Source organism: Chryseobacterium sp. JM1 (assembly GCF_000737715.1).
Taxonomy (GTDB): Bacteria; Bacteroidota; Bacteroidia; order Flavobacteriales; family Weeksellaceae; genus Chryseobacterium.
In genome coordinates this window covers 439,547-465,686 of record NZ_JPRN01000003.1, presented here as the reverse complement: position 1 = coordinate 465,686, position 26,140 = coordinate 439,547, and the positions used below count along the sequence as shown (strand labels likewise).

At 37.8% G+C, this 26,140-nt stretch carries 23 protein-coding genes and 1 riboswitch; of the genes, 9 read left to right on the top strand and 14 right to left on the bottom strand.

The genetic code is table 11. The features are described from left to right. Positions 1 to 12 precede the first annotated feature (12 nt). Positions 13 to 924 carry a TIGR01777 family oxidoreductase gene (locus IW22_RS07140; protein WP_034725292.1) on the top strand — a complete coding sequence of 304 codons (912 nt, stop codon included), beginning with the start codon at positions 13 to 15 and terminating at the stop codon, positions 922 to 924. A 42-nt stretch (positions 925 to 966) separates the two neighbouring features. Here the strand turns inward: IW22_RS07140 and IW22_RS07135 are convergent, their stop codons facing one another. Continuing rightward, positions 967 to 1,389: a MarR family winged helix-turn-helix transcriptional regulator gene (locus IW22_RS07135; protein WP_034725291.1), complete on the bottom strand. Its 423-nt coding sequence runs from the start codon at positions 1,387 to 1,389 to the stop codon at positions 967 to 969. A 48-nt stretch (positions 1,390 to 1,437) separates the two neighbouring features. Here IW22_RS07135 and IW22_RS07130 point away from each other — a divergent pair, with 48 nt between their 5' ends. The 4 genes from IW22_RS07130 to IW22_RS07115 all read left to right on the top strand — a co-directional run bounded on the left by IW22_RS07130 (position 1,438) and on the right by IW22_RS07115 (position 6,108). Continuing rightward, the gene (locus tag IW22_RS07130) at positions 1,438 to 3,693 is read left to right on the top strand and encodes an ATP-binding cassette domain-containing protein (RefSeq protein WP_034725289.1); all 2,256 of its coding nucleotides are present in this window, start codon (positions 1,438 to 1,440) and stop codon (positions 3,691 to 3,693) included. Between the two features lie 145 nt (positions 3,694 to 3,838). Continuing rightward, a complete protein-coding gene (gene nudK, locus IW22_RS07125) occupies positions 3,839 to 4,420 on the top strand; it encodes a GDP-mannose pyrophosphatase NudK (protein WP_034725288.1) in 582 nt (193 codons plus the stop codon). 8 nt (positions 4,421 to 4,428) lie between these two features. Continuing rightward, positions 4,429 to 5,112: a hypothetical protein gene (locus IW22_RS07120; RefSeq protein ID WP_034725287.1), complete on the top strand. Its 684-nt coding sequence runs from the start codon at positions 4,429 to 4,431 to the stop codon at positions 5,110 to 5,112. Between the two features lie 231 nt (positions 5,113 to 5,343). Next, positions 5,344 to 6,108: a hypothetical protein gene (locus IW22_RS07115; protein WP_034725286.1), complete on the top strand. Its 765-nt coding sequence runs from the start codon at positions 5,344 to 5,346 to the stop codon at positions 6,106 to 6,108. A gap of 90 nt (positions 6,109 to 6,198) precedes the next feature. On the opposite strand, the gene IW22_RS07110 is transcribed toward IW22_RS07115, so the two are convergent. Then, positions 6,199 to 6,660 carry an Lrp/AsnC family transcriptional regulator gene (locus IW22_RS07110; RefSeq protein WP_034725285.1) on the bottom strand — a complete coding sequence of 154 codons (462 nt, stop codon included), beginning with the start codon at positions 6,658 to 6,660 and terminating at the stop codon, positions 6,199 to 6,201. A 154-nt stretch (positions 6,661 to 6,814) separates the two neighbouring features. Further along, positions 6,815 to 7,000, top strand: a riboswitch (cobalamin riboswitch). 178 nt (positions 7,001 to 7,178) lie between these two features. Here IW22_RS07110 and metE point away from each other — a divergent pair. The 4 genes from metE to IW22_RS07090 all read left to right on the top strand — a co-directional run bounded on the left by metE (position 7,179) and on the right by IW22_RS07090 (position 11,945). Continuing rightward, positions 7,179 to 9,500 (top strand): 5-methyltetrahydropteroyltriglutamate--homocysteine S-methyltransferase, encoded by a 2,322-nt coding sequence (gene metE / locus IW22_RS07105; protein ID WP_034725284.1) that lies wholly within the window; start codon positions 7,179 to 7,181, stop codon positions 9,498 to 9,500. Positions 9,501 to 9,743: 243 nt separating this feature from the next. Then, the gene (locus tag IW22_RS07100; protein ID WP_034725283.1) at positions 9,744 to 10,124 is read left to right on the top strand and encodes a helix-turn-helix domain-containing protein; all 381 of its coding nucleotides are present in this window, start codon (positions 9,744 to 9,746) and stop codon (positions 10,122 to 10,124) included. A gap of 94 nt (positions 10,125 to 10,218) precedes the next feature. Continuing rightward, complete coding sequence (locus IW22_RS07095) at positions 10,219 to 10,950, top strand: SDR family oxidoreductase (protein ID WP_034725281.1); 732 nt, start codon at positions 10,219 to 10,221, stop codon at positions 10,948 to 10,950. 548 nt (positions 10,951 to 11,498) lie between these two features. Continuing rightward, a complete protein-coding gene (locus IW22_RS07090) occupies positions 11,499 to 11,945 on the top strand; it encodes a KTSC domain-containing protein (RefSeq protein WP_034725280.1) in 447 nt (148 codons plus the stop codon). A 307-nt stretch (positions 11,946 to 12,252) separates the two neighbouring features. On the opposite strand, the gene IW22_RS07085 is transcribed toward IW22_RS07090, so the two are convergent. The 12 genes from IW22_RS07085 to IW22_RS07035 all read right to left on the bottom strand — a co-directional run bounded on the left by IW22_RS07085 (position 12,253) and on the right by IW22_RS07035 (position 25,669). Next, complete coding sequence (locus IW22_RS07085; protein ID WP_034725278.1) at positions 12,253 to 15,441, bottom strand: efflux RND transporter permease subunit; 3,189 nt, start codon at positions 15,439 to 15,441, stop codon at positions 12,253 to 12,255. 6 nt (positions 15,442 to 15,447) lie between these two features. After that, positions 15,448 to 16,509, bottom strand: a complete 1,062-nt coding sequence (locus IW22_RS07080; protein WP_034725275.1) for an efflux RND transporter periplasmic adaptor subunit — start codon at positions 16,507 to 16,509, stop codon at positions 15,448 to 15,450. A 9-nt stretch (positions 16,510 to 16,518) separates the two neighbouring features. Beyond that, a complete protein-coding gene (locus IW22_RS07075; protein WP_051891136.1) occupies positions 16,519 to 17,871 on the bottom strand; it encodes a TolC family protein in 1,353 nt (450 codons plus the stop codon). A gap of 96 nt (positions 17,872 to 17,967) precedes the next feature. Beyond that, the gene (locus IW22_RS07070) at positions 17,968 to 18,561 is read right to left on the bottom strand and encodes a TetR/AcrR family transcriptional regulator (protein ID WP_034725274.1); all 594 of its coding nucleotides are present in this window, start codon (positions 18,559 to 18,561) and stop codon (positions 17,968 to 17,970) included. A gap of 401 nt (positions 18,562 to 18,962) precedes the next feature. Continuing rightward, positions 18,963 to 19,787, bottom strand: coding sequence for a S1 RNA-binding domain-containing protein (locus IW22_RS07065; RefSeq protein WP_034725273.1), 825 nt, complete (start codon positions 19,785 to 19,787; stop codon positions 18,963 to 18,965). Between the two features lie 308 nt (positions 19,788 to 20,095). Then, positions 20,096 to 20,905, bottom strand: coding sequence for an arylamine N-acetyltransferase family protein (locus IW22_RS07060; protein WP_034725272.1), 810 nt, complete (start codon positions 20,903 to 20,905; stop codon positions 20,096 to 20,098). Between the two features lie 76 nt (positions 20,906 to 20,981). Then, positions 20,982 to 21,176, bottom strand: coding sequence for a helix-turn-helix domain-containing protein (locus IW22_RS23970; protein WP_228384020.1), 195 nt, complete (start codon positions 21,174 to 21,176; stop codon positions 20,982 to 20,984). A 64-nt stretch (positions 21,177 to 21,240) separates the two neighbouring features. Then, positions 21,241 to 22,095, bottom strand: a complete 855-nt coding sequence (locus IW22_RS07055; protein ID WP_034725271.1) for a DUF4476 domain-containing protein — start codon at positions 22,093 to 22,095, stop codon at positions 21,241 to 21,243. 110 nt (positions 22,096 to 22,205) lie between these two features. Beyond that, positions 22,206 to 23,609: a dihydrolipoyl dehydrogenase gene (gene lpdA / locus IW22_RS07050; RefSeq protein ID WP_034725270.1), complete on the bottom strand. Its 1,404-nt coding sequence runs from the start codon at positions 23,607 to 23,609 to the stop codon at positions 22,206 to 22,208. Positions 23,610 to 23,734: 125 nt separating this feature from the next. Beyond that, entirely contained in the window at positions 23,735 to 24,061 is a 327-nt protein-coding gene (locus IW22_RS07045; protein ID WP_034725269.1) for a hypothetical protein, read from the bottom strand. A gap of 98 nt (positions 24,062 to 24,159) precedes the next feature. Then, positions 24,160 to 24,510, bottom strand: a complete 351-nt coding sequence (locus tag IW22_RS07040) for a hypothetical protein (RefSeq protein ID WP_034725267.1) — start codon at positions 24,508 to 24,510, stop codon at positions 24,160 to 24,162. A 76-nt stretch (positions 24,511 to 24,586) separates the two neighbouring features. Then, a complete protein-coding gene (locus tag IW22_RS07035) occupies positions 24,587 to 25,669 on the bottom strand; it encodes a glycosyltransferase (protein WP_034725265.1) in 1,083 nt (360 codons plus the stop codon). Positions 25,670 to 26,140 lie beyond the last annotated feature (471 nt).

Below are 26,140 nucleotides of genomic sequence, written 5' to 3'. Positions count from 1 at the left end.
AAATATCGTATTATGAAAGAAATCGTTCTGATAACCGGTGCCGGCGGCATGATCGCACGTAAACTGTCTAAAAAAATAGAAAAAGAATTCACCGTTCGCTTCCTTACCCGAAAGAAAAAACATGAGAATGATTTTGAATGGGACATCAAAAAAGGAACAATAGATGAATCTGCACTGGACAATGTTTCCCACATCATTCATCTGGCGGGAGCCAATATTTCTGAAAAACGCTGGACCAAAGAAAGAAAACAGGAACTGATCTCCAGCCGTGTAGATTCTGCCGGACTGCTTCTGGAAACACTACGAAAGAAAAATATAAAGTTAAAATCCTTTATTTCCGCTTCAGGGATCAATTATTACGGTACCGTAACTACAGACAAAATATATACAGAAAATGACCCTCCGGGAAATGACTTTCTCAGTGAAGTAGTGGTTTTATGGGAAAGAGCTGCTGACGATTTCAAAGAGCAGAATCTCGCTGAAAGAGTGGTAAAAATACGAACAGCCGTTGTCCTCTCCAAAGAAGACGGAGCCCTGAAGAAAATGCTCCCAACAATACAATTCGGGATCGGATCTGCTTTGGGAAGTGGAAAACAGTATATGCCGTGGATCCATATTGAAGATATATGCTCTATTTACGAAGCTGCTTTAAAGAATTCAGCTATGAATGGGGCTTATAATGCCGTTTCTCCACAACATACCACCAATGAGAATTTAACCAAAATGATCGCTGAGGTCCTGAACAAGCCACTGTTTATGCCGAATGTACCTGCTTTCGTTTTAAAATTGATATTTGGAGAGCTGGCAGATGCTTTACTGGAAGGTTCGAGGGCTTCTTCACAAAAGATGCGGGATACGGGATTTCAGTTTAAATTTCCGGATCTGAAAGGGGCTTTGGAGGATTTGTTGAAAAAAGATCAGTGAGCAACAAAATAGTTAGGAACATATCCGGATTTCTGTGTGTTTTTATATTTTAATATTTTTCAAAACCTTGTCCAGCAGGACTGTGAGTGTCTGTAATTCATGATTATCCAGGACAGCTGAGACCTGATCAGTGACCGTTTTTCGGAAATCCTCAGAGTTGTTAATCAAAAATTGGCCTTTTTCGGTGGCAGAAAGATTAAATATTCTTCTGTCGGAACTGCTTTGTTTCTGTTTGATGAGATCATTATCCATTAAAAATCTGATCTGTTTTGACACGGCAGCCTGGCTCACATTAAATGCTTTGGAAATCTGCTTTCCAGTCGCCTCTTCTTTTCGGTATACGTACTCTATTATATTGTAATGGGTTGCCGTTACCCCACTGATATTTCCTTTATTCATATTCGCCAGTATAAAACACTGCAAATCTGTAAAGACATCAAAAAAATCATCATTCTGTTGTTTCATGAAAAATACTTAACTTAGTTAACTATTAACAAAGTTAATGAAAATATTATGAAAGAGATTATTATTACCCACGCCCGACAGAATAATTTGAAAAATATTTCATTACGTATTCCAAAGAACAAAATAACAGTCTTCACGGGAGTCTCCGGATCAGGGAAGTCATCTTTGGTATTTGAAACCATTGGAGCCGAAGCGCAACGCCAGATCAACGAAACGCAAAACAGCTTTGTAAGAAACCGTCTGCAGCATTTCGGGGTTCCCAATGTAGATAAAATCGAGAACCTGAATGTGCCGTTTATTATCAATCAGAAAAGATTGGGCGGAAACGCACGCTCTACCGTAGGAACTGCCACGGATATTTATGCTTCCCTTCGATTGCTTTTCTCGAGAATCGGAAAGCCATTTGTCGGCTACTCCAACGTATTCTCATTTAACAATCCCCAGGGGATGTGCCGTGAGTGCGAAGGATTGGGCTATGTACAGACGGTAAACGTTGACACTCTTTTTGACAAAAACAAATCGCTGAACGAAGGCGCCATACAGTTTCCGACATTTCAGCCCGGTGGCTGGAGGCTGACCCGCTATATTCATTCAGGCTATTTTGATAATGATAAAAAACTTAGAGATTTTACAAAAGATGAATGGGAACTATTATTAAATGCAGAAGAGCACACTCCTAAAAATCCAAATAAAGAATGGGGAAAGACCGTAAAATATAAAGGCGTCATTCCAAGAATAGAAAACTCATTTCTAAAAAAGGATTCACAAGAAAATGTCACCAGAAAAGATACTTTAAAGAAAGTCATCATTACTAAAGAATGCCCTGTTTGCAAAGGACAGCGTCTCAATTCAAAGGTACTGAACTGTACAATAAACGGTAAAAATATTGCAGACTGTACAGCTTTATCCATCGATGATTTACTCAGTTTTATCCAGAAAATACCCGCTGAAAAATATGCTTCCGTCATACAGGAACTTGAAAAGAAACTTCAAAACCTCCTGGATGTAGGCTTACAGTATCTGAGTCTGGACCGACAAACAGACACACTTTCAGGCGGGGAATCCCAACGGATAAAAATGGTCAAACAGTTGGGAAATAGTCTTGTAGACCTCTTGTATATTTTCGATGAACCCAGTATTGGTCTTCATCCGAAAGATATAGATCATATTGTAGATATTATCAAAAAAATACGGGACAAAGGAAATACGGTCCTGATTGTGGAGCATGATCCAGATCTGATCAAAATAGCTGATCTGATTATTGATATGGGTCCCGGTTCAGGAAAAAACGGAGGTGAAATCATGTATCAGGGAACCTTCAAAAATTTAAAAAATGCGAAAGGCAAAACAGCCAGCTATTTCAGCAGAGAAAGGGTTTACAATACAAATCCCAGAGCGACAAAAGGTTTTCTTGAAATAAAAAATGGCCATCTTCACAATTTAAAAAATGTCAGTGTCAAAATACCTACCGGAATCATGACCGTAGTAACGGGTGTAGCGGGTTCAGGAAAAAGCACACTCATCAATAAAGTTTTACCATCGTTCTACCCTCAGGTAACTGTAGTAGATCAGTCCGTTTTCACAGCGAGCAGCCGCTCAAATCTTTTAACCTATCTGAATCTGTCAAATACCGTAAGAAAGCTTTTTTCAAATGCCAACCATGTTTCTGAAAAACTTTTCAGCAGAAACGGAGAAGGCGCATGTCCGAATTGCAGAGGATTAGGGGCTGAAAAAATAGACCTTGCTTTTATGGATGATATTGAACAGCCTTGTGAGGTTTGCCACGGATCAGGATACAGGCCTGAAGTTTTACAGTATCAGTACCAAGAAAAAAATATAGCTGACATTATGAATATGACCGTTTTGGAAGCTCTTCACTTTTTCCCGAAATCCGGGTTTGAACATGAGCTCAGTCTGCTGATTAAATTAGGATTGGACTATCTGACGCTCGGACAAAGGCTGGACAGTTTTTCAGGTGGTGAAAGACAGCGTTTAAAGCTGACCAAAGAACTGAATTATACCGATCAAATCATTATTTTGGATGAACCCAGCACAGGACTCCATCCTATTGATAATGAAAAGCTCTTATCTTTCCTTGAGGAACTGGTTAATAAGGGAAATACCCTCATCGTTATTGAACATAATCTGGATATCATTGCTCAGGCCGACTGGATTATTGATATCGGTCCGGGAGCAGGAAAACTCGGTGGTAAGATTGTATTCGAAGGAACTGTGGAAAATTTGCTGTCTGAAAAGAATTCTGCGACCTCCGTTTATTTAAAGAAACATTTGAAAGGTAAATAATGTAATGATGCATAAGTAAAAATTGTCGTCCCGATCGCCTTATTTTAAGGGTATTTTAAAGCTCTGTTGAAAAAGAAATATTAATTTAGCACTTATATAAATTCCATCAGGACACCAATCAATCTAACAAAAGAAGACAGCTACAATGCAGAATCCTAAGATCAACATTATTAAGACAGAAATCCTTTCTGACAACTGGTACACTTTAAACAAAGTCACCTACACCATCGCCAAAAAAGACGGAACTACAGAAACCCAAAGCAGAGAAGCGTATGACAGAGGAAACGGAGCAGTGATCCTGCTTTATAACAAAACTTCGGGTACTGTGATTTTAACCAGACAGTTCAGACTGCCTACGTTTATCAACGGAAATGCCACAGGAATGCTTATCGAAGCCTGCGCCGGTCTGCTGGACAATGATAATCCGGAGGAATGTATTAAAAGAGAAACAGAAGAAGAAACCGGATATAAAATCTCAAAAGTGGAGAAAGTATTCGAAGCGTATATGTCGCCGGGCTCTGTAACGGAGATCCTTCATTTTTTCATTGCAGAATATTCTTCTGAGATGAAAATTGCAGACGGGGGCGGACTTGAAGAAGAAGGTGAACACATTGAAGTTCTGGAACTTTCATTTGAAGATACTCTTTCGATGATAGACAACGGAGAGATCATGGATGCAAAAACCATTATGCTTATTCAATATCTGCGTATTAAAAACATTGTATAGAAAACAAGATGAAAAAACTTTTCCCAGCGTTAGCTTTACTCATTCTCGCCTCCTGTAAAGAAGAGCCTAAACAGGAAAATAAAACAATGTTAAAAAAGGAAACTGTAGCTCCAATTAAAGCTGAAGTTATGAAAGACGCTCCATACACTGAATTTAAGCCTGACAAAATTTCTGATTTAAAAATCAAAGGATTTGATATTGAGCAGGCTTTTTCTGTGGAAGGAAACAGGGTTGTAGCAGGAAATTTCCAATTTACTGACGGCAAGATTACCCTACCCGACACTGAAGAAGATTTTGGAAAGAGACTTTTACTGCTGAATCATAAAAACGAAATCATTTACCAATCTCAAGGTTCCGGAGATGCTTATCTTTATGAACCTTATTTTTATAAGAACAGTCAGAACGGAACTATCATTATCGTCTGCCAGCAGGCATATGAATATTTTTTCGGTGGTGATGCTTATTTATTAGAAAAAGGAAAGATCAAATATCTCGGAAATCTGGACATTGAACCCAATAATGAGGAAAAAAAACTTACGGATATCTTACGAGTTAAAGAGTCAGGAAATGGAATCACTTTTAGTTTTGATTCAGATTCATTAGTTTTGAAACCGGGAAGCGATGATATTACGATCAAAAATAATGATGTGAAATATGTGTATGATTACAGGTCATTAAAATTATATAAATAGGACTACGTAATTTTCAAAAATGTCTGAAAATAAAAACATAGATACTTCTGGTTAAATGCATCATAAACCACAAATAGCACAAATTAAAAACACAAATTTTCACAAGCATACCTACAACATTGGTGTCATCAGTGAAAAATATTCGTGTCATTTGTGTTTAAAAATTCAAAATATTAATTTTACAGCCACATTCAGAAAATATTTCCGGAAGAACATCACACAAGAAATTATATGAAAAAGTTAATACTTACACTTTCAATAACCCTTTCTGTAGCAGCCTTTGGACAGAAAACGACTGGTAAGACCAATAATCTGGCTCTTTATGCTTACCAGACTTTCAACTGCGATAACAAGGGATATTACCATCCGGGAAAATATAAAAAGGAGGAAATAGACGGCGTTTTTAAACTTCTGTACACCCTCAACGGAGGAGCTTTTGATAATCATACGGTGTTTAAGCTTTCAGATCTTGAAGATATCAGGAAAAATAAAAACACCTATCTGCAGCAACTGGATAAACAATATCAGCAAAAAAAAGCAGAACTGTACAATCTTAAAGTAATCAATCTTCCGGAATGGAAAAAACTTCACCAGAAAACCATTAAGGCATTTGAAGGAGAATATCAGCTCAAAAAAGAAGAGCTTAATGCCTATTCTAATCCTGCATCACTCAAAAACAGTCAGTTTTACAATACCTGCAAAGAGTATATTGATGCTGTTTCTTCTCCGGATAGAGAGAAAATGTATGCCGTATGGGAAAAATTTGCAGTAGCAAAAAGTAAAAATAATTCAGATCCGCAGTCGGTGATGACTCGGTTTAATGATCAGCTTAATGATCTCCGAAAAGATGATTATGCACTCATCGACCTGATGGGAATGGGTTTTCACAACTGTGCGAACGCCAGTTTCAGAGCTGAACCGGATGATGATGGAATATTGTATAAGAAATTTGACAAGATCTTTGTGAAACTGAAGCAGGACTGTGATCAGCCGTAAATGTATTTAAAGATTGAATCATTTAAAAATTTAATGATTTAGAGATTCAGAAATTACAACAGCATTCGTTTTCGGGTGCTGTTTTTATTTTTAAATACTTACCCCATGAATATTTTTCACTTCAGCCATGACAAAAGTACTGTGCGCACTACCAATAGTATCCAATGAACCTAATTTATTGAATACAAAATCCTGATAATGCTTCATATCTCTTACCTGAACTTTGAGGAGAAAATCAAAATCTCCGGAAATATTATAACATTCAGCAACTTCATCGATCTGTAAAATGTCTTCCACAAACTGGTTGCCTACGGAACGGTCATGCATCTTAAGTTTGACCTGACAAAAAACGGTAAATCCCCTATTCAGTTTTTCAGCTTCTAAAACAGCTGCATAATGTTTAATATATCCGGCCTGCTCCAGCCTTTTCATCCGTTCGAAAACAGGTGAAGGTGACAGATTAATTTCTTTAGCAAGTTCCTTTACCGTCAGTTTAGCATTCTTTTGCAGGATTCTAAGCAACTGAAGATCCTTTTCGTCAAGTCTTTCCACAGAATAATATTCTTTTTGGGATTATGTTTTTCAAATTTACAGAATAATTCGCTTTTAAATTAATTTCAAACCAAATTATATTCTTATTTTATTCAATTCAACCAATCAATTCACTTTAATCAATACCTTTAGCCCAGATTTTGTTCTTTAACATCCTTCATCAAACAGAAGAGGTTTTACATAACGTAGATTAATAGGGAATCGTGTGAAAATCACGAGCTGTCGCGCAACTGTAAGTAACACACCAAAGGTTTTTATCCATGAATATCCACTGCTAAAGCGGGAAGGATGATGAAAACCGTTACAAGTCAGGAGACCTGCCTAGTCTGAATTGACAATGCTTTCGCGGTCTGAAGCTTTGGGTCATACAGATGATACTTTTTTTGAACGTTCCTGTTAGCAGGAAAATTACGTCCTTATTGTATCTCTTTATCCTCAACATTCTTTCCCGGCAGCATTGCGAAGCATTCTAAAAGAGCTTTTACCATCATTATTGTTTAATTTAAAAGTGTAAGAACATGCAAACGCACCTACTTGGCAGCCCGCGTATTGGCCGCCACAGAGAACTCAAAAAAGCCTGCGAGCAATATTGGTCAGGCAAAACATCATTGAATGAACTTCGGGAAACCGGAAAAAACATCAGCCTGCAAAACTGGAAACTTCAGCAGGAAGCAGGAATCGATCTTATTCCCTGTAACGATTTTTCTTTTTATGACCAGGTTTTGGATATGACGCTGACTGTCGGTGCCATTCCTGAGCGTTATCAGGAAGTTGCTGCCAGAAAATCTGCCTCAGAACTTGATCTGTATTTTGCCATGGCAAGAGGGTATCAGAAAGATGACCTTGATATCACTGCGATGGAAATGACGAAATGGTTCGATACCAATTACCATTACATTGTTCCGGAATTCCAAAAAAACCAGCCGTTCAGATTGTTTTCCCAAAAGATTATTACTGAATTTATCAGTGCAAAACAAGCCGGAGTGAATGCAAAACCTGTCATCATCGGGCCACTTACTTATCTTCTCCTGGGAAAAGAGAAAGAAGAAGGGTTTGATAAGCTAGATTTAATCCATAATCTTCTTCCGGTATATATTGAAATTTTAAAAGAACTTGAGAACCACGGTGCTCAATGGATACAGTTTGACGAACCGTTTTTAGGACTGGACCTTACTGAAAAAGCAAAAGAAATCTATCAATCGGTTTACAGCGAAATCAGAAATCAGTTTCCAGATCTGAAATTTATCGTTGCTACTTATTTTGAAGGTTTAAAAGATAATCTTACATTGGCCTCTTCGCTTCCGGTTGATGTATTACACATTGATTTGGTTCGTTCTCCTGAGCAGTTGGATGATGTTTTAAATGCTATTCCACAGACACTGAGTTTATCCTTAGGAGTGGTAGACGGAAGAAATATCTGGAAGAATGATTTTGAAAGGTCATTGGGATTCATTGAGAAAGCGGTCAATGCCATTGGATCCGACAGGGTTTTCATCGCTCCGTCATGCTCCCTGCTCCACTCTCCTTTCGACCTTGATCTGGAAACCAATGAAAACACATTATCTCCTGAGATCAAACAGTGGATGGCTTTCGCCAAACAAAAGGTTCATGAAGTGGTCGCTTTAAAAAAACTGGCTGCCGGAAAAGCAGATTACCAAGCCTTGCAACAGTTTGCAGAAAATAAAAAAGCGATTGACAACCGCAAAATTTCATCCCTGATCCACAATCAGGCCGTCAAAGACCGTGTTGATATTACTACTGAAAATGATGCACAGAGAAAAAATCCTTTCAGCATAAGAAAAGAGAATCAGCAGAATGTTCTTCAGCTTCCTCTATTCCCGACAACGACTATCGGTTCTTTTCCTCAAACTAAGGAAGTAAGAGCCTGGAGATCGAAATTCAAAAAAGGCGAACTGACTGCCGAACAATATGATGACCTGCTTAAAAAAGAAACGGAAAGAACCATCCGCTGGCAGGAAGAAATCGGCATCGATGTATTGGTTCATGGTGAATTTGAGCGAAATGATATGGTGGAATATTTTGGCGAACAGCTTGCCGGATTCGCCTTTACTCAAAACGGATGGGTTCAGAGCTACGGAAGCCGCTGTGTAAAACCTCCGGTAATTTATGGAGATGTTCACCGACCACATCCTATGACGGTTTACTGGTCTCAATACGCTCAATCACTTACTCAAAAATGGGTAAAAGGAATGCTTACCGGTCCGGTAACGATCCTGCAATGGTCTTTTGTCCGTGATGATCAGCCAAGATCCGTAACCTGCAAACAGATTGCATTAGCCATCCGTGATGAGGTTAACGACTTGGAAAAAGCAGGTATCAGAATTATTCAGATTGATGAACCCGCTATCAGAGAAGGACTTCCACTTAGAAGATCTGAATGGCAGCAGTATCTGGAATGGGCGGTAGAAGCTTTCAGAATTTCAGCTTCGGGTGTTGAAGATACAACGCAGATTCATACCCATATGTGCTACTCCGAATTCAATGATATCATTCAGAATATTGCCGATATGGATGCCGATGTGATTACCATAGAATGCTCCAGAAGCCAGATGGAATTGCTTCAGGCCTTTGCAGATTTCAAATATCCGAATGAGATTGGCCCGGGAGTTTATGACATTCACTCACCGAGAGTCCCTTCAAAAGAAGAAATGATCCATTTATTGAGAAAAGCCCAAGCCGTTATTCCGGCTCAGCAGCTTTGGGTTAATCCGGATTGTGGCTTGAAAACCCGTCATTGGGATGAAACAGAAAAAGCATTGATTGCGATGGTAGAAGCATCAAGAGAAGCTGCTGCAGCTTATGTGTTGCAGGAAAGCTAAAGAATTGATTATTACAATTTATAAGCAGGAGTTTTGACTCCTGCTTTTTATGTTTTGGCTAAAGCCTTTTTAATGGAACAATGGTGAGTGAACGGGCTAGAGCCCACTCTTATTGAATTTCTGCCAAATGCCAGTTTAATAATTGTAAACTTCAAATTTCAGAATAGGAAGACAAACCCAGTTATTTAAGTTATAGAATCAATTTAATTCAATAATTTTGAATATTATTTTTTCACGATTTTAATGAAAAAGCAGGACAAAAGTATTTCTTTAAGACAGTCAGAAATAGCCAGTCAGTTTGTTTCTGAACTGGATAAACATTTAGACGAACTTGTGTCAGGGCAGGTTGAAACCGCTTATGAAATCAATGAGTTTGCAGACCTGCTGTTTATCAACCCCAATCATTTAAGTGATACGATTAAAGATGTTCTGGGAAAGTCGCCCTGCGCCGTATATGAAGAAAAACTGGTTATTATTTCTAAGGATCTGATTGTGAACACCAACAAACCCATTAGTGAAATTGCAAGAATTTTAGATTATGACCCATCCAATTTCACGAAATTTTTCAAACGATTTACAGGCAAAACGCCCAAAGAATTCAGAAATGAAAACCACTCAGGTTAAAAAAACAGAAAAGGTTACCATTTAAACAGAAAAGGTCACCATTTTCCCTGTCATACACTTTCTATTTTTGCTCTATCATTTAACAACAGAAATTATGACAACAAAGAAAACGGCTTTAATTACAGGGGCCAATAAAGGAATAGGTTTTGAAACGGCGAGACAGCTTTTACAGCTTGGATATTTTGTTTTCATCGGCAGCAGAGATCACGAGAGAGGTTTAAAAGCTGTCGAAGAGCTTAAAAAGACAGGGTTTAATGATATTGACCTGCTGGAGATTGATGTAACCAATTTACTCTCCGTTCAGCACGCCAGAGAAGAACTCGGAGCAAAAATTTCAAAACTTGATGTCCTTATCAATAATGCAGGAATTACGGGAGAAATGCCTCAAAATGCTTCCAGTATCTCATTGGACAATCTGCGTACTGTTTATGAAACCAACTTCTTTGGTGTTATTCAGGTGACACAGCATTTCCTGGATCTGATGAAAAAATCTGATGAGCCCAGAATCGTCAATGTTTCGAGCGACCTTGGATCTCTAACCAATCACAGTAATCCTGATTATGAATTTTATGACGTAAAACTTACGGCCTATTGCAGTTCGAAAACAGCTGTCAATACTTTTACTGTAATGCTTGCCTATGAACTGAAAGATACCCATTTCAAAATCAACAGTGTGAATCCAGGATTTACGGCAACGGATCTTAACGGATATACAGGATATCAGACCGTAGAACAGGGAACGAAAGCCATTATAAAATACGCAACGATTGATCAAGATGGTCCATCCGGAAAGTTTTTCGGTGATGGATTGGAAATTGCGTGGTAGAAGTTTTTCAAATTTAATTAAACAGGATATTTTCCTGTTTTTTTATGTTTTGGCTAAAGCCGTTTTTTGTTTGAATCATAACGATCGGGCAGGCTAAAGCCCGCCCCTATTGAATTTCTAATAGTTTCTGAAAACCAGTTGGATCGGTTCAATCTGAATGAGATTTTTAGACGCAAAGGTTCAAGATTCATTCTGTTGATTTAAGTAAAACAAAGAGGAATCAATTTTTCAAATTGATTGACTAAGCGGACGGAAAGAATAAATAAGGTTCTCCCAATTCAATAGAAATGGGCTTTAGCCCATTATCATGAAAGAAATTATTGATCCGGCTTTAGCCAAAATTTACCTGAAAGAAATAAAATTACATCAAAACTCTTATACATTCTTGGGTCTATTATCTTTAGCTACCAACGATTTATCCTCTTAAAAACGAAAAAACATTTGATAATTACCTGTTTTTTAAGTGTCAAATAAATTAATAATGAATAAGTTATGATTTTTTGAATTTAATTACTTAATTTTGCACCCCGAAATAAGGATTTACAGTTATGAAAAAATTAGGCGAATACAGAAAGCTTCTTAATGTTGATAAGACCGTTACTTTAAAGGAATTAAAGACAATTTACAGAAATACGATGAAAGATTCGCATCCTGATAAATTTATTGACGACGAAGCCGGGAAACTGGAAGCAGAAGAAAAAAGTAAAGCTGTGATTGAAGCATACCATTTCCTGGTAAGCATCAATCAGGAAACACAGGAAAAATATAAAGAGGAATACACGGAAACGATTACAAAATCTAATATTCAGGATTTTTATCTTGAAAAGGCAGTTTTGAAAGTTCAGCACCTGAACGGAAATATGTACGAATATATTGGGGTTCCAAAAAACACGTATATCAAAATGGTGAATGCTGATTCGCCAAGCCGTTTTGCAAGAAGACACATTTACGGAAGTTTCGTCTACAGAAAAGCCGGTGAGGCGATGGTAGATTAATTCTCCACATATAAGATAAATAAAGGCTTTCAGTTGATTCTGGAAGCTTTTTTTGTGCATAAATATTATTTTTTCGCTCTCGCAGATGATTCTGATATAGCAGATTAGTAAACCTAAAAATCTGCGTTATCTGTTTAATCTGCGTGAAATTTCAAGCAATTTGTCTACATCAGAATCAATTAGATTAATTCTCTCTTTATACTTCTTATAATATTAGATTTGCGTTAAAAAATAGATGAAAATACTTCGAAAATAAAAAAGCGCATCAGATTTCTGATGCGCTTTTAGGTTAATTAAGGTTGTAATATTATTCTACGTGTTTCGGAGTGTATCCGTCTTCACTTAGTTCTTTATGTACGTATTCAGCTTTCATTTCAGCTTCGTAGTCTACTTTTTCACCTTTGCCCATTCTTCTTAGAATTGAATCAAATAATGAGTATACTACCGGTACAATGATCAGTGTCAGGAATAATGATGATGTCAAACCACCGATAATTACCCAAGCCAATCCGTTGTTCATCTCTGCTCCTGCGCCTTTTGCAATTGCAATCGGGATCATACCGAAAATCATCGCAATCGTTGTCATCAGGATCGGACGAAGACGGGCGTGGTTTGCCTGAATCAAAGCATCATGGGTATTCGCCCCGGCTGCTTTTCTCATATTCGCAAAGTCGACAATCATAATCGCGTTCTTCGCTACCAAACCAATCAACATGATCATCCCCAGCATCGTAAAGATGTTTAATGAGTTTCCGGTGATGGCAAGAATAACCATTACCCCGATCAATGCCAGAGGAATAGAGAACAATACCACGAACGGATATACGAATGAGTCATACAGTGAAACCATTACCAGGTAAACCAATACGATAGCTGCCATCAAGGCAATTCCTAACGTACCGAAACCTTCCGTCTGGTTTTCCATATCACCACTCCAGATATAGCTTACTCCTGCCGGTTTGGTCTTTTCGTTATCCATAAACTGAGCGGCCCATTCGTTGGCAACGTCTCCTACAGGACGACCTACCACTTTAGATTTTACTTTTACAGAAGGTGCTTTATCTCTACGTTCAAGCAAACTCGGTCCTGACCCCATTTTTACATCAGCAAACTGGCTCAGTCTGATCTGTTCACCCTGAGGGTTTGTAAACATCAGGTTTCTTACATCATCAATGGACTGTCTGTTGGCATCACCAAAACGGATGTTGATATCATATTCATATTCTCCGGCTCTGAATTTTCCGTCTGTATTTCCACTGAATGCAGTCTGCATCGTTTTTCCTACACTGGAAAGATTTAAGCCTAAAGATGCCATTTTATCTCTGTCGATATTCACCTGTACTTCAGGACTTCCAGAGTCCGTAGATAATTCTGCATCTACAGAACCTGGAACTTTTTTAAGCAATTCAAGAATTCTGTTCGCTTCTTTATTCGCAGTTTCGTTATCCTGAGCTGTTACTACCATTTCAATCGGTGCATTATCTGCTCCCATTAATCCGATTGGTGCCGTTTTGAATTCAACACCTGTGAATTTTTCTTCTAAAGCTCTCTTGATTTTTGCAGACTTGATATCTGTGCTTTCGTTACGCTCAGATTTATCTACCAAAATCACCTGAATTTCTGACTGATACAATGTAGCCTGTGCCCCACCAAAACCTGATGACTGCTGACCAACTGTCGTGATCATATCCACTACATCTTTATCATTTCTAAGATATCTTTCAACCGCTAAAGTAATCTGATTGGTTTTTTCTACGGAAGCATCTTTTGGTAATTCCATCTGAACAAGGAACTGGCCTCTGTCCATTTTAGGGAAGAATTCACCACCGATAAATCCGAAAGCTACCAACATGAATGAAGAAATCAAAATAATAAACGTTACGATTACGGTCATCACTCTTCTTAAGGTAGATTTCAATGCCCATTCCAGAATTCCTGTGATCCAGTGTGTGAATTTTTCCAATTGCTTTTCAAACCAAAGGATAAATTTCTCAAATGGATTTTTACCGGTCAAATGTACCAGTTTACCATATCTTGATGACAACCAAGGAATAATGGTAAATGATGCTAATAACGAGAATAATGTCGCAATAACTACCGTGACACAGAACTGCGCAAGGATATCAGCAACCAATCCTGAACTCATCGCGATCGGTAAGAATACCACCACGATTACAAGCGTAATAGCGGTTACCGTAAATCCAATTTCCGAAGCACCATCATAAGCTGCCCGGATTCTGCTTTTCCCCATCTCCATGTGACGGTAAACGTTCTCCAGTACTACAATCGCGTCATCCACAAGAATACCCACAACCAATGAAAGTCCAAGTAAACTCATCAGGTTCAAGGTATACCCCATCAGATACATTCCAATTACCGTTGCGATCAATGACATCGGAATAGAAACCATTACAATAAATGCGTTTCTGATGTTATGAAGGAACAACAGCATTACTACTGCTACCAGGATAATCGCTAAGAATAAATCGAAAATTACGTGATCTGCAGCTTCAAGTGTAAAGTCTGTTGAGTCATCTACGGTATTGATTTTAATCGCCTGCGTTTTATAATCCTTCTGAACATTCTCAATTGTTTTCTGAATGGCTTCTGAAACGGAAACCGCATTGGCATCAGATTGTTTTTTAACCTGAAGTAAAATCGTTGAATTCTGGTTGTATCTTGCCACTTTCTCCACATCTTTCTGTGTATCGAAAACGGTTGCAATATCAGACAAACGAACCTGAGCTCCATCTTTATTGGAAACCACAAGACTATTCATCTCATCTACACTTTTATACTTACCGGAAAGTCTGATCGTAGATCTTGAAGTTCTTGTCTTCAAAGCTCCCGTCGGGAAATCCAGGTTGGAGGAAAGAATGGCCTGCTGTACATCTGCGATAGCAATACCATACCCCTGCATTTTCTTTTCATCTAAATTCACCTGAATCTCTCTCTCCTGTCCACCTACAAGGTCAACCTGAGCTACACCGTTTACACGGGAGAAAATAGGTTCTATTTTTTTATCTAAAAGGTCATAAAGATCTTTATTATTCAGCTTGTTACTGGAAATACTCAAAGTCATGATCGGAAGATCATCCAATGAGAACTTTTGCAGAGAAGGAGGATCTGCATCGTCCGGAAGGTCTGCCAGAATAGCATTTACCTTTCTCTGTGCGTCATTCAAAGCATAGTTTACATCGGCACCGGTATTCAACTGAACCATGATTACCGATAAACTTTCGTATGATGAAGATTCTACTTTCTTTACGTTTTCCAGGGAACCCACGGCATCTTCAATCTTTCGGGTTACCGAAGTTTCCACCTCAGCAGGCGAAGCTCCCGGATATACCGTAGAAATGGTTACCATATTGGTTTCAAACTTTGGAATCAACTCGTACCCCATCATGGAGTAACTTAATAAACCACCCAGCGTAAGTATCGTAAATAATACGATAACCAGGGACGGCCTTTTAATGGATATTTCTGCTAACTTCATCTTATCTTACTTTACGATGTTGATTTTCGAACCGTTATCAAGGTTGATCTGTCCGCTGGTGATTACCTGTTCTCCGCCATTCAGTCCGCTTAAGATCTGAACTTTGTCACCGTATACTTTTCCGGTTTGTACTTTGATCAGTTTAGCCGTTCCATTGCTTACGATAAATAGCTGCCCTGAACTTACTCCGTTCACAAAAGCTTCTGCCGGAATGGTCAGCATATTCTGAGTTTCAGCACCGTGATTGGTTTTAAATAAAGCCGTTGCGTACATACCTGCTTTTAAGTTTCCTCTGTTCTGAACTTCAATTTCAACTGGGAAATTTAAAGAAGCATCACTTTTAGGAGCAATAAATGTAATTCTACCGCTGAATGAATCTTCGGGTAAAACATTAACATTGATCGGAACCTCCTGACCTAATGCAATTCTTCCCACCTGGCTTTCGTCTACCAGTACAGATAGTTTAAGGCTGTTGATATTTACAATTTCAAACATAGAAGTTCCTACAGAAACTACAGTTCCCGGCTCTACCATTTTCTTATTGATCGTACCGCTGATTCCCGCACGGATGCTGGTGTCGTTCACTCTTACGCCCTGAGCTCTTACAGCTGCCTGTGCATTTTTCAGCTGCAGTCTTGAGTTGTCAACCTGCTGTTTCGTAACTCCTCCAGTTTTGAAGGCGCTTTCGTAACGCTGATTGTCAATAATCGCATTCTGTAAATTATTCTGAGCCTGAGAAACGTCAACTTCGATAGCGTCTTTTTTGATCACCGCTAAAGTCTGACCTGCAGAAACTCTTGATCCTTCTTTTACCAGAACGCTTACGATACGTCCTGCAATTTCAGAAGACTGGTTCATTTCCTGTTTTGGAATGAAGGTTCCGTTAGCTGAGTAGTCTGTATTGATATTTTCTCTTGAAGCAGTTACTACATTCACGTTGATTTTGTCAACCTGTTTAGCAACTTCCTTTACTTCTTTGGTCTGTTTCTCTTTATTATCTGCAATCTTGTAAGCCGCTAAACCGACTAAGACCGCTGCTACGATGATATATATTAAAGTTTTTTTCATTTTAGTTTATTATAAGTTTTGTAGTGTGTTCAGTTCCCCTTTAGCTTTTATGAGTTTAATTTCAGCCTGTTTGTAATCCAGCAATGCGTTTGAATAGTTCTGTTTTGCCTGTGTCAAAGCGTTTTCAGAATCCAGCACTTCGGTAAGTGTTGCCAAACCGTATTGGTAATTGGACTGTGTATTCTTCTGTACTCTTTCTGCAAGCTCAACGTTATCTTTCATGCTCTGAATATTGATGATAGAATTCTCCATATTCGTGATTGCATTTTTATAATCCAAACTCAGACTCAGCTGCTTGTTCTGAATATCCTGATCAAGATCCTGAATATCTATTTCTGCCTGCTGAATTTTAGCTTTTGTAGCACCACCGGTGAAAATAGGAACATTGATGTTCAACCCTATCGCTGAATAGTCGCTCCAAAGAACTCCGTTGTTAAGACCATTGGTCAAAGGAAATTTCTTTCCCATACCAGCCCATCCATAGTTGGCTGTAAGGCTAACGGTAGGATAAAGGTAAGCTTCCGTTGCTTTTTTGTTAAACTGAAGAAGTTCTCTGTTTTTATTTAAAACTTTGATCTCTGTACGGTCATCCAGGTTCACTGTACTTGCAATAAGTTCTGGTTTTGGCTCGATTGTTTTTTCTTCAAGTACAATATCATTTCCGATGGGAACTCCCATATAAAATTTCAAAGCATTTTTTGAAAGTTCAACGGAATTGATCAGCTGTTGCTTGTTTGAACCGATATTGGTAAGCTGTACGTTGGTACGGTCTAAGTCGATGGCTTTTGCAAGACCATTATCCACTAAACTTTTAATCACGTTTCTTACTCTTTCCGTATTGGCGTAACTCGCTTCTACCGTTTTCAGATTTTCAACCTGTACAAATACCTGATAATAGGCTGTTGCCACATTTTCAATGATCTGTTCATTCGTCAGCTGAGCATTCAGAACATAGAATTCTCTGGTAGACTTTGCCGCTTTAAGACCTGTGAAAACTCTCTGGTCAAATAAAGCCTGCTGAAGCTGTACGGAAGCCGTTGAGCTCCAGGGCTGTCCCAGTTGTGCTCTGATTCTTTCTCCGCCAAATTCAAGCAAAGACTCCTGAATAACAGGATTGTAGGTTAAACCGGCTGTGGCAGTGATCTGCGGTAAAGCACCGGCTCTGGCCTCATCAATCTTATATTCAGCTTTTTTAATCTGTAGTGCCGCTTTTTTGGCTTCTGCTTTATTCTGCAGTGCCTGCTTAATGGCTTCCTGTAAAGAAACCTGCTGCTGGGCAGATACCGATGAAAAGCCGAAAATCATAAATGCTGCAGCTATCCCAATTTTTAGCTTATTAGCAGTTATACGTTTTCTTTTCATAATTGTATACTTCGTTTATTTTTTTAATGTAATTTTTTTCGTCAAGGCTTTTGTTTCTAAAGGACGTATCATTTCTTAAAATACTTTAACATTTTTTTAATTTTTAAAAAGCATGTTGATAATGATCTCTTTTCTTTCGGAAATAATCTGGTCATATTCCTGATCACTGATCATCAGATTCTCCATAAATAAAGGCCTTACAGCACTTGGGAATACGAGCAGCGAAACCATATTCAGAATAAACTGAACCGGCGCCATTTTTTCTATATTTCCCAATTCCATTTCTTTTTCGATGTCTTTATACAGCGTATTCAGTACATCTTCTTCTATTTCTCTCTGATGACAGTTTCCCTTATTGATCTGTGAAACAATGTAGGTTTCCAGATACGGATACTGAAGGCTGGTAGAAAGACTGCTTTCTATAAACTTGCTGATCTTTACTTTGAAAGGAAGATCTGCATCCTGAATAATCTTAGATTTTTCCTGTTCCACTCTCTGAGCCTCGTCAAAAATGATCTGAATCAGATTATCCCTTGAACGGAAATAATAGTTAATCAATGTTCTGTTCACTCCGGCTTCATCGGCAATCTCCTGGGTAGTAGCATCAAACTTCCCCTTCACAAAGAATAAATTCTTCGCTGTCTCCTTGATCAATTCCTGTGTTTGGTCTTTTTTCGCTTGATTTGACATTATTGTTAAACAATTTTGTGCAAATGTAAATCAAATTCTGTTTTTGACAAAATTGTTAAACAAAATAATTAAACAAAATTGTTATGACTTACATCATGTTTTTGATGTTCAGTTTGAGGGAATTGAGGTAAAAGTAGCTGTAGAAGCTTGAAGTTACAGATGAAGGAACGAGGGAAGAGTTTGAGAATAGGAGCGTTTTTGTGTTGAAGAGTTTTGGATATGAATTGTTTTAACCTGAGTTTGGGTTAAGATGAAAAATAAATACGAAACTTACTAATTGAATTATCCTTGGAATCGCTAAAACCACTGGAGAGGTGGAAAGGCAGATTTGAGAGCTGGAAAGTTTCGGAATACTGCCTAAAAGCAAAAAAAAGGGCAGAAGATTCTGCCCTTTTTTATTTTTACACTAATTTGATTTTATCATCTGAAATATCGACGATCTTATCTTTATAAAGTCCGCCGAGTGCCTTTTTAAAGTTCTTTTTACTCATCTGAAGTTCAGCTTTGATTTCCTCCGGAGAAGACTTGTCTGAAAGATAAAGAAGTCCGTAGTTCTCATCCAGTTTATCCAGAATTTTCTGTTTAAATTCGTCTATGTTTTCAAAACCTTCAGGCTGTAGAGACACATCAATCTTACCATCTTCACGGATATCCTTGATATATCCTCCTTCTTCTGATAAAGGATACAGTTTTTTGAACACATCAGATGCATAAATAAGTCCGATATATTGCTTATTGATCACCACATTCCAGCCCAATTCACTTTCATTCATCATGATCAGATCTACTTTCTCTCCTTTTTGCAAAGGAAGATCCTGGTACTGTGGATTTCTTTTGAATTTTGTAGTTCCTGTGATCAGATCAAGGGCTTCATCTACATAAAGATAAACCAGGTATCTTTTTCCTTCTATAATTTTGGATTTCTGCTGTTTGTAAGGGATAAAAAGGTCTTTAATGATTCCCCAATCCATAAATGCCCCGCTCGGAAGACTCTGCACACAGCTCATTACAGCATACTGACCTACTTCCGCTAAAGGAATTTCAGTGGTTGCCTTTAATTTGCCGTCGTCCTGATAGACAAAAACTTCAACGTCATCATCAATTTCTTTTTCATCGCTGGTGAAAACCTTAGGCAGGAAAGCTTTTTCGCCTGATTCATCCTTAAGGATCCATCCTGAATAGTTTTTGTCTGAAATTTTTAAAGTCTGGGTTTTTCCGAGTTGCATTGAATATAAAATTAGCCACAAAGGTACGGAAAATTGAAGATTTTAAAACTACATATCTTATTTAACTAAGATTAATGGAGCAGGAAGCTTGAAGATGGAGACTGGAAGTTACTACTGGCTATTCATTTTTAACAGTTCTCTTAATTATATCTTCGGTTTTCAATAACTTTTTGCTTTCTTAGATTAAAGAGTTGTTAAGGCTGGAAATAAAACCAATCATCTGATACAATAAAAAAGAGAAGCCTCAACTTCTCTTTCAATTTTGGTCTCAATTTCTATTGCGTTACACTGAAATGGGTCTTGATTTCCTACAGTTTTCCGTATACTTTTTCCAGTAACTCATCAGAAAGATGATGAAGATTAAAATAGGTTTTGATGGTAAAAACCAGCTGATCCAGCTCTGTAATCTCTGAACTTTCTTTTCGCCCGTCGTTCCATCGGATATTCAATGTACTGTTAAAAAGAGCATATCTAGCCTCTTCATCCACTCTGGTGATCATTAAAAACTGGCTAAACATTGAACCCGGACCGGTCGCAATATACCAATTGGCCATTTCCAGATCTGATCGCTCCACTTCTTCCAGCGAAAACTTATAAATAGGCAGCCATTCATCCTTTAAAACTTCCAATCTGTAAAAATCTTCTGTTTTTATCAAGCGAAACAGACCATTTGGTGTTTCCTGCTCGATATCTGACTTCAGTATAATCGGGGAAGTAAGGGTCATAGATCCAAATCCGACATCGACAAGGTATTTCACACCGTCTATATCTGTGGTGAGCATCATATGGGAGCGGGCGGTTCCGGTTCCGTCCTTACTGCCCCAAACCACTCTGGCCAGATGCATTTTCATGGTAAAGCCTAAAGTCTCCAAAACATCTTTGAACAATGAATTCTGCTCATAGCAATACCCTCCTCTCTGGCGCGTAACCAATTTATTGAAGACAGCATCCAGCTGTAATGAAGGTGTTTCTCCGGTATATGTTTCTATATTTTCAAAAGTAATATTTTTAGGATGCAGCTGATGAAGTTTTTTCAGAAGGTCTAATTTCCCTATATTTTCTGCTGGTTGTTCTGCCTGTATTCTCTTTAAGTACAGATCCAGTTGCTGGTTTTCCATAATGCTGATATTTTAAATTTATTCTTATTCAAATATCGGGATTGTTCAGGGTTCAAAAATAGGTCAAAAGAGACAATTATGAGGACAAATCAATCATTTTCCGGTATTCACGGGGAGACATTCCGGATTGCTTTTTAAAAAACCTCGCGAAGTAAGAAGGATCACTGATGCCTATTGCATAAGCCGCTTCACTGATGCTCATTTCGAAGATTGATAAAAACGCTTTGGCTTCAATCATGATAAACTTATTGATAAATTCTGAAGCCGTAATTTGCTTTTAGTCTTAATCTGAATTTTAAACAAAAAAGAGAAACATGACTGCTTCTCTGTATATTCTAAGATTTTGCGACAAACTCCATGAGTTCTCTCTTGCTGTTTTCAAAATCAAACGCATCGTAAACTAAGAAATACCTGTTTTTATCTGCACATCTTTTGTACATCGATTTAGCCAGTGCCAGTTTATTGTTATCAAAACTGATATATTTCACCAGATCTCTGATTTGCGCTGAAGTGAACAGAGAGCTGCGCATCTGCTGATTGATCAAAGCAAGTTTACCATCATCAAACTTTTCGTTTTTCTGCAACATATCAAAAAACTGACGGAAAGTATTATTATCCATCACATTTCCTGAATTATATCCGTCTTCCGGATGATTTCCATAAGGATTATTCCAGACATCATTCCAGTCATTGAAACCGTAAGACTGGCTTTTAACAGGGTAAAGATCCAGTAAGTAAAGGCCTTCATTGGTGAAGAAATCCAAAACCATTCTGTTGTTATTCCGTAGCATTAAAGTTGTTCTGTACAACAAAAATCCATTTTCATAGATCGATACAGGTATTTTACCGGATTGAAGGTCAAAAAACCGGTATTTTCCGGAACCGTTTGAGATCATCTGATCACCAATTTCAACCGTGAAAAAGCCTTGCTCAGGGATTCTCAGAAAAACTTCTGCGTATCCATAGTTTTTATTCCACTGATAGTTTGGATTTTTTGATGTATGGTTTGAATTATCTGTTTGATTATATTTTGACTGATCAAAACCCTTCCCTTTTGACTTTGTATTTCCGGAAACCTGCATTTCTGCTGCGGAAGCTTCATTTTTTAAAAGCTCACCCGCCTTTCCTGCTTCCTGAGCAAACGAATATATTGCCGCAAAAAACGCTAAACCTATAAAAAATTTCTTCATAAAATAAATTTGCTTTGTCGATCTCCATTTTTATGCCAAAAAAAAGAGAAGCATACTACTTCTCTTTAATTTGTTTTATTATTTAAATTTTTAAATCTTTCAATTAAAAATTAGATATGGATAGGTCTCTTACCTGTAGCATCCAATGCAGCTTCTTTAATAGCTTCTGCATATGTTGGGTGCGCATGAGAACTTCTTGCCACATCTTCAGCACTTGCACGGAATTCCATTGCAATTACGCCTTCAGCGATAAGGTCTGCTGCTCTTGCTCCAATGATGTGCATTCCTAAAATCTCATCTGTTTTCTCGTCTGCAATGATTTTCACAAGACCATCAACGTCACCACTTGCACGGCTTCTACCTAACGCTCTCATTGGGAAAGAGCCTACTTTAATAGCCACTCCTTCTTCTTTCAACTGCTCTTCTGTTTTACCTACTCCGGCAACTTCAGGCCAAGTGTATACAACACCAGGGATTAAGTTATAGTTGATATGTGGTTTTTGACCTGCAATGATTTCAGCAACCAAAGTTCCTTCTTCACTGGCTTTGTGAGCAAGCATTGCTCCTTTGATCACGTCACCGATTGCATAGATGTTGGCAACGTTAGTCTGTAAATGGTCATTTGTTTTTACTCTTCCTCTTTCATCAAGTTCTACTCCTGCTTTTTCAAGACCAAGACCGTCTGTATAAGGTTTTCTTCCTACAGAAACTAAACAGTAATCTCCTTCTACAACTACCTCTTCTCCTTTTTTATCTTTAGCAGTAACTTTTACAGTATCGCCATTTCTTTCCACGGCAGATACAGCGGTAGAAAGCATGAACTTCATTCCCTGCTTTTTAAGAACTTTAGTCAATTCTTTACTCAATGCACCGTCCATTCCAGGGATGATTTTATCCATGAATTCAACAACAGTTACCTGAGCTCCCAATCTTAAATATACAGAACCTAACTCAAGACCAATTACCCCACCACCGATTACTACCAGGTGCTTAGGAATTTCTTTAAGGTTTAACGCTTCTGTAGAAGTGATCACTCTTTCTTTATCAAGGCTGATGAAAGGAAGTGAAGACGGCTTAGAACCTGTTGCAATGATGGTATATTTAGATTCAATGGTTTCAGAAGAACCATCGTTTTTCGTGATTTTGATCTGAGTAGCAGATTCGAAGCTTCCCAAACCTTCAAAAACAGTGATTTTGTTTTTGTCCATCAAAAACTGGATTCCTTTAGTAGTCTGATCTACCACCTCGTTTTTACGGGCAACCATTCTAGCAATATCAGCCTGTGGCTCATTGATAATGATTCCGTGACCTGCAAAATTATGTTTTGCATTTTCGAAATGTTCAGAACTGTCTAAAAGTGCTTTTGACGGGATACATCCAACGTTAAGACAAGTTCCGCCTAAAGTTGAATATTTTTCAATAATTGCTGTTTTGAAACCTAACTGAGCTGCACGGATAGCAGCTACATAACCTCCAGGACCAGAACCGATTACGGTAACATCGAATTGACTCATGTTATTGTATGAATTTGTTTGTTATTATCTTACTTAGTAATCACAAATTTACTGATTAATTGCCACACCCCCAAGTGAGTTTTGTCAAGTTTACAGATGAATTTGGAATTTTAAAAAAACAAGTGTTATCTGTTTGCATTGATCCATATAATGACAGCAAGAATAATCAAAGGAATTCCAATTCTAATTCCTCCTAAAGTAATCATTACCATTCCTGCCAAGAGAACCACAGTACCTGCTATATATAATACGATGCTTATAACAGAACGGTATTTATTTTTTTGTTTTATGGCTTTTTGTTTCTCAGCATGAATATCTTTCATGACTTCATCTACATCTTTTTGATCATACCCCTCCTGAATGATGAGTCGATAGATGTATTTTTCATTATAATTTTCAGCAAGATAACTTCTATACTTATTGTATATTTCCTGTTTTAATTCGCTAGTCATGGTTAAAAAATTTCAATTATTTCTATGGAATGTATTATCATCCTAAAATAATCAATAGAACATATATTCTCATTTATATTTTCACTTTATAACAGAAATCACGCATCTACGTTCATTTTTCCGGATCCAAACATTCCGGCACTTTCAAAAAACGAACCTCCATACACATACCATTCAAGGCTTTCCAAATAGTCAACTGTATTTTCAGGGGTCATCTGTAAGCGGTCTTTTTTCGTAACGATGCCTTTGTACCATCTTCCCGACTTGGAAAAATGCTCGAATTCAACGAAATAACGAACCCATATTCTTTGACAAAGTTTGCACTGCTGAATCGTTACTTCCGCGTATCTTCCGTTAGTATGGTCTATGCCTAATTCTGAACTTCTGAATTCAGTATAATCAGAAGTTGGCTTTTCGCAAGCACATCCAATTTTGGGGATTTTATTCATTGATGAATATTGATTTTAATAAAATTAATGAAGGCCAAATGTAGAAAAATATGAAGTCATAAAGCAAATCCAGCCCTTATTTCTTCATCATATCCATCAGAACCTTTTCATATTTATCGAGAATGATATCCTTTGAAAATCTGGACCTGATTGAATTTTTTATCGCATCCCGGTTATAATTCCCCTGAAGAACCTTCATTATTTTCTGTGAAAAATCTTCATACTCTTCAATATTGGAAACTTCACCATTGATCTGATGCTGAATGATCTCATTGATCCCTCCGGGACAGTTATTGGCCAGAGAATAGGTTCCGCACGCTCCTGCTTCCAGAAGCACATTCGGGAAACCTTCATACCTTGAAGAAAGGATAAAAAGATCCGCATATTTCAGATACTGATAAGGATTGTCCTTTTTGCCATGAAAAATGACATTCTTTAATCCCAGAAAATCCTTCATCTGAAGCAGAACATCTTTGTCTTTACCGTTGCCCAGAATATGAAGCAGGATATTTTCGTTTTTAAGTCTTGAAAACACTTTCAGAAGATTGTCGAAGCCTTTTCTCGAAGACAGATTTCCGATTGCTACTACGTTTTTGTAATTGTATTTGAAACAGTCCGGCTTGGTGGAAATGGCCAGTTTTTCGTTTATGAAATCAAAATCTACAGGGTTATTTATCTTGACAATTTTCTTTTTCTTAATATTGAAATTATCGACAAGATCATTCATCATATCATCACTTTGTGCGATGATCTTCTGATAGTTATTGTAAAAATTATAGAAAAATTTAATTTCTTTTCTGGTCACATGCTGTGTCACCACATTGGTCTCTCTGGCGATGAATTTTGTTCTCGGAAAAAGTCTGATAAATAGAGCCAGATAAGCATTCACTTCACCAAAACCTGAAAACACGATGTCAGGTTTCCGTCTGTAGATTTCACCCAGAATAGGCTTTAAGGAATGTCTGATGCGCTCCGTATTGATGTCAATGATTTCAACATCTTTTTTCAGAAAATTAAGATATCCGCCCTGTTTGCGGAGCAGCAGGATTTTAGGTTCAAACAGATCTCTGGACAGGTGATTCGCAATGGTGGTAACAATCCTTTCTGCACCACCGGTTTCCAGATCCGGCAGAATAAATATGACAGAAATCTTTTTCATCTCTGTAAAATTAGTAAAAAGTTTTGGTAAGTTTCAAATAATGATTGACTGGTCGGCCTAAATAACAATAGTATTGCTTTTTAGAACCTTAAACGATATAAAAGTATTTTTGAAAAAAACTTTTACGATTAGTATATGCCGTATAGAGCTGAATGGTTTGAGAATCTGATAGGACTGCATCCTATCTTGGGCTAAATCGCCACGTTGTGGCTGGTTTTTCTCAGCAGTTTAAACTTTATGATAAAAAAGTATGGCTTAAAAAATCTTTAAATGTTCTCTTAACTATTCTTTTTCTCTTCATTGACCTTAAGGGTGAAAAAATAAAAAATCTGCATCATCCGCGAAATCTGTCATCCGCGAAATCTGCGGGAGGTAAAAAAATGAACCATTAAGGTTTTTTAAGGTTTTAAGAATATTTAGCTGAGCTTCGCTTTAAGGATCTAGCTTAAAAAAACTTTAGATTTTTCTTAA